Annotated in this window: 5 protein-coding genes; 4 read left to right on the top strand and 1 reads right to left on the bottom strand. The window is 74.2% G+C overall.

All coding sequences use genetic code 11. From position 1 onward, the window contains the following. From ABFX54_RS39690 to ABFX54_RS39675, 4 genes are all read left to right on the top strand, one after another. Positions 1-699 (top strand): acetate--CoA ligase family protein (locus tag ABFX54_RS39690; RefSeq protein ID WP_346111984.1); only part of this gene is annotated, 699 nt, incomplete at its 5' end. A 161-nt stretch (positions 700-860) separates the two neighbouring features. Beyond that, on the top strand, positions 861-1,451 hold the full coding sequence (locus tag ABFX54_RS39685) for a DUF5998 family protein (RefSeq protein ID WP_346111983.1): 591 nt from the start codon (positions 861-863) through the stop codon (positions 1,449-1,451). Between the two features lie 611 nt (positions 1,452-2,062). Beyond that, the gene (locus tag ABFX54_RS39680; RefSeq protein WP_346111982.1) at positions 2,063-3,175 is read left to right on the top strand and encodes an alkaline phosphatase family protein; all 1,113 of its coding nucleotides are present in this window, start codon (positions 2,063-2,065) and stop codon (positions 3,173-3,175) included. Then, on the top strand, positions 3,172-3,990 hold the full coding sequence (locus tag ABFX54_RS39675; RefSeq protein ID WP_346111981.1) for a sulfurtransferase: 819 nt from the start codon (positions 3,172-3,174) through the stop codon (positions 3,988-3,990). The genes ABFX54_RS39680 and ABFX54_RS39675 overlap by 4 nt, the downstream gene beginning before the upstream one ends. Positions 3,991-4,054: 64 nt before the next feature. On the opposite strand, the gene ABFX54_RS39670 is transcribed toward ABFX54_RS39675, so the two are convergent. Then, the coding region (locus ABFX54_RS39670) for a CHAT domain-containing protein (protein ID WP_346111980.1) at positions 4,055-4,574 on the bottom strand (520 nt) is incomplete at its 5' end.

Here is a 4,574-nt window from a genome sequence, read left to right as displayed (position 1 = left end):
GGGCACGAGACCGGCCCCCGCGGGTTCGCGCAGGCCGGGCCCCCCGTCGAGATCGCCGCCGCCGACCTGCTGGCCTGCTACGGCCTGACCGTGTGGCCCGCCGAGGTCGTGGGCTCGCCGGAGGAGGCCGTGGCCGCCGCCGAACGTCTGGGCTGGCCCGTGGTGGTCAAGGTGGCCGATCCGGGGGCCTCGCGCCGGGCCGGGACCGTGCGCCTGGGGCTGACCGGCCCCGAGATGGTCCGCCACGCCTACGCCGAGCTGTCCGGCGAACGGGTGGAGCTGGCCGTCCAGCGGATGGCCCCGCAGCCCGCCGTGCCGACGGTGGTGGGCATGATCGAGGATCCCGCGTTCGGGCCCGTGGTGTCGTTCGGGCTCGGCGAGGTGACCGCGCGGCTGCTGCAGGACCAGAGCTTCCGGCTGGCCCCGCTGACCGGTGAGGACGCCTCAGAGCTGGTCAGGTCCGTACGCGCCGCGCCCCTGCTGTTCGGCGAGTACGGCTACCCGCCTGTGGCGGTGGACGCCCTGGAGGAGGTCCTCGTACGCGTCGGCCGCCTGGCCCATGACCTGCCCGAGGTGTTCCGCCTGGACCTGGACCAGGTGCTCGTGGGGGAGTCGGACGTCATGATCCTCGGCGCCCGCGCCACCCTGCGCACCCCGGCGGGCCCCCGGCTGGACGGCGGCCCCCGCAGGCTCTCCTGATTCGCCCCCAGCATTCGCCCCCAGCATTCGCCCCCAGCGAATGCCTCGGCTGCCTCAGCGAATGAAGGTGACCCTGTGCCCGGTGATGCACCGGCAGAAGGTGTTATAGAGCGTTATGTCCGGCGGGTGAGTGTACTGCCCGGCCCTGGCAGGATGGACCCATGAGGGAAACCCGAGTCTCAGCCGCGGGCCTGCGTGAAGCGATAGAGCGCAGCGGCTACTACCCCGACCTCGTCACCGATGCGGTCGAATCCGCGCTGGGCAAGGAGGCCGTGACGGCGTTCGTGGTGCACCACGAGGCGACCTTCGATCCCGCGATGGAGGTGCGCCGGCACGTCACCGTCCTGGTGCTGACGACGACCCGGCTGCTGGTCTGCCACACCGACGAGCACCCGGCGGTCGAGGGCGTCTCGGCGTCCCACGCCTCCACCACCACCGAGGCCGTGCGGCTGAGCCGCGTCCAGTCGGTCGCCGTCACCCGCGTCGTGCCCGACCCCGCCTCCTATGTCCCCGGCGTCCCTCCCACGGAGGTGACGCTCACCATCGGCTGGGGCGCCATCTCCCACGTGGACCTTGAGCCGGCCACGTGCGGCGACGAAAACTGCGAGGCCGACCACGGCTACACGGGCGCCATCACCGCCGACGACCTGTCGCTCAGGGTCAGCGAGGCGGCCGACGGCCCCGAGGCGGTCACCCACGTCCTCGCCTTCGCCAAGGCCCTGTCCGAGGCCACCGCCCGCGCCGCCACCTGACCCAAGCCCCTCCCTCACCCCGGACGCGGCCCCCGCCCACGGCCCGCCCGCCACCCCACCACGACCGTCCCCACCGCGACCTCACACGCCCCGCGCCCCACACCCGCCGCCCCGCCCCCAACTCACACCCCACTCTCGACCCCTCGGCCCCCCGACGCCTGCGACGAACAGGGGCGCCTCGACCGGATGCCGGCGACGTGCGGGGTTGCCCCTTCGGGTGCCCGGCAGCGCCGTCCCTGCTCGATGCGCGACGACGTGCAGGGCCGCCGCACTGGACGCCCGCGCCGCTGCTCGTCCGACGGCTGCGACATGCCTGGCCATCCCGCCTCGGCCCGGCATAGGGCCGGGCCGATGACGTCCCACGGTCGCGCGATGGCTTTCCCTACCCGGCACACCCCGCCTGCATGACGTCTTGGAGATCGTGACGCGCTCCCTGGAGCGCTGAGTCGTGTGGAGGGCGCACCGTGCCGAGCTGTGGGGAGGGCGGCATCGGGTGGCCCCGCGTAGCACGCACAAGGGGCGGCACCCGGTTGGAACTGGCGCGGAGGGCCGGGTGTGGTGCTGGGGCGCGCGGCAGGGGAGTGGCGATCACGGAGGGCTACACTGAGGGCATGCTGGTGCCGGGATACGGCGGCGGGTCGCTGGTGGATGTGCCGGGCTCGCTGATGGCCGCTCTCGGTCTGCGCGAGCCCAACGCGCTGGCCCTGGAGCCCACCGACCGGGTGTGCCTGTTCCTGGTCGACGGCCTGGGAGCCGAGTTGCTCCAGGCCCACCCCGAGAGCGCCCCGTTCCTGTCCGGACTGCCGAGCAGGACGCTGACCGCCGGGTTCCCCGCCACCACCGTCACGAGCCTGTGCACCCTGGGCACGGGGCTGACGCCGGGTGAGCACGGCATGGTGGGGATGCTGCTGGCGGTGCCTGGCGCCGGTCACCTGTTCAACTGCCTGCGCTGGAAGCTGCCCGACGGCCTGGTCATGGATCCGGAGGAGTGGCAGCCGGCGACGACCATCTATCAACGCGCCGCGAGTGCCGGGGTGGAGCCCGCCTACGTCGCCCCCGCCGAGTTCGAGGGCACCGGCCTGACCGGGGCCGTCTTCCGCGGCGTACGCTACCTGCCCGCCGACACCGTGGACGAGCGCGTCGCCCGCGCCCTGGAGGCGCTGCGCGAGCGGCGGCCCGCACACGTCACCGTCTACTACGGCGACCTCGACGCCACCGGCCACATGGTCGGTTGGGGCGGCGAGGAGTGGCTGCGCCAGCTCGCCATAGTCGACGACATGGCGCGGCGCCTGGCCGAAGGGCTGCCGCCGGGCGCCACCCTCTACGTCACCGCCGACCACGGCATGGTCAACGCCACCGAGAAGATCGACGTGGAGGGCGCACCCGAGCTGGCCGAGGGCGTGGTGCTGCTCGGCGGCGAGGCCAGGGCGCGACACGTCTACGCCCACCAGGGCGCCGCCGAGCGGGTGCTGGAGACCTGGCGTGAGAAGCTGAGCGGCAAGGCGTGGGTGGTGTCCAGGCAGGAGGCGGTCGATTCGGGCTGGTTCGGGCCCCGCGTGCACGACGCGTGGCTCGGGCGCATCGGCGACGTCGTGGCCGTTCCCTACGGCGGCCTGGCGCTCACCGCTCCCGCGGCCCACCCCTTCGAGGCCCTGTTCACCGGTTACCACGGCTCGCTGACGGCGGCCGAACAGCACGTCCCGCTCCTGGAGGTACGCACGTGACCAGCCCGCTGATCACCCCGGCCGGACTCGCCGCGCTCGACGGCGCGACGGTGCTCGACGTCCGCTGGCGGCTCGGCGGCCCGCCCGGGGAGCAGTTCTACCGCGAGGGCCACATCGAGGGCGCCGTCTTCTGCGACCTCGACACCGACCTCGCCGCCCCTCCGGGCCCCGGCGGACGGCACCCGCTGCCGGAGGCGGCGGACTTCCAGCGCGCGATGCGGCGGCTCGGCGTCTCGGACGGGCGGCCGGTCGTGGTGTACGACGACGCCGGCTCCACCGTCGCGGCCAGGGCCTGGTGGGCGCTGCGCTACTTCGGACACCAGGACGTACGCGTGCTCGACGGCGGTCTGCCCGCCTGGATCGAGGCCGGGCTGCCGGTCACCAAGGAGATTCCGCAGCCGGAGGAGGGTGACTTCACCGCGCGCCCTGGGGGCATGCCGGCGTTGACCGCCGACGAGGCTTCGGCCCTGGCCCGGCGGGGCGGCGTGCTGCTGGACGCCAGGGCCGGTGAGCGCTACCGGGGTGAGGTGGAGCCGGTCGATCCGGTCGCCGGGCACGTCCCCGGCGCGGTCAGCGCTCCCACCACCGACAACGTCGGCCCCGACGGCCGCTTCCTCGACCCCGAGTCGCTCAGGGCCCGCTTCGCCGCGCTGGGCGCCGGCGCGGGCGTCGAGGCCGGGGCCTACTGCGGGTCCGGGGTGACGGCCGCGCACGAGGTGCTGGCGATGGAGGTGGCGGGCCTGCCCGCGGCCCTGTACGTGGGCTCGTGGTCCAACTGGGTCGCCGACCCCACCCGCCCCGTCGCCACCGGCTGACCACTCCCGCCTGCCGATCCGGACGCCCGCCAAGCAAGCCGACCGAGAACCTAGGACGCGGGCGTCAGTACAGGGGCCGGTCGCCCGCGCCGAAGCAGCTGAACCCGTACTCGCCCGTCTTCGCCGCCGCGCACGCCAGCGCCGCGTCCGGCGGCTGCCCCGCCACCAGCAACTCGTGGAACGCGCTCATCATCGCCTTGGCCGTCTCGTCCCCGACCGGCACCATCCCGGCGATCACACAGGACACCCCCTTGGCCAGGAACGTCCCGGGCAGCCCCAGCGGCGTCCCCTCCATCGGCGTACGCGACATCCCGGAATTGCAGGCCGACAGCACCACGAGCCGGGCCGAGTGCGTGACGTCCAGCAGGTCGTACGCCATCAGCGACCCGTCCTCCAGGGTGATCCCCGACACCAGCGGGCTGCGCGCGTGGAACATGCCGTGCGCCGCCAGGTGCACCACGTCCGCCGTCCCCAGCGCCTCCAGCACCGGCGCGACGCGTCCCGGCACCTCCCGCCCGCGAGGATGGCAGGCCAGCACATGAGCGACCTCGGCCGGCCCGGCCTTGGCCCACGCGCAGGCCGAG

Origin of the sequence: Nonomuraea maheshkhaliensis (genome assembly GCF_039529435.1) — a bacterium.
Taxonomy (GTDB): Bacteria; Actinomycetota; Actinomycetes; order Streptosporangiales; family Streptosporangiaceae; genus Nonomuraea; species Nonomuraea maheshkhaliensis.
The sequence above is the reverse complement of the archived record's forward strand: the minus strand, read 5'-3'. Positions and strand labels throughout refer to the sequence as shown.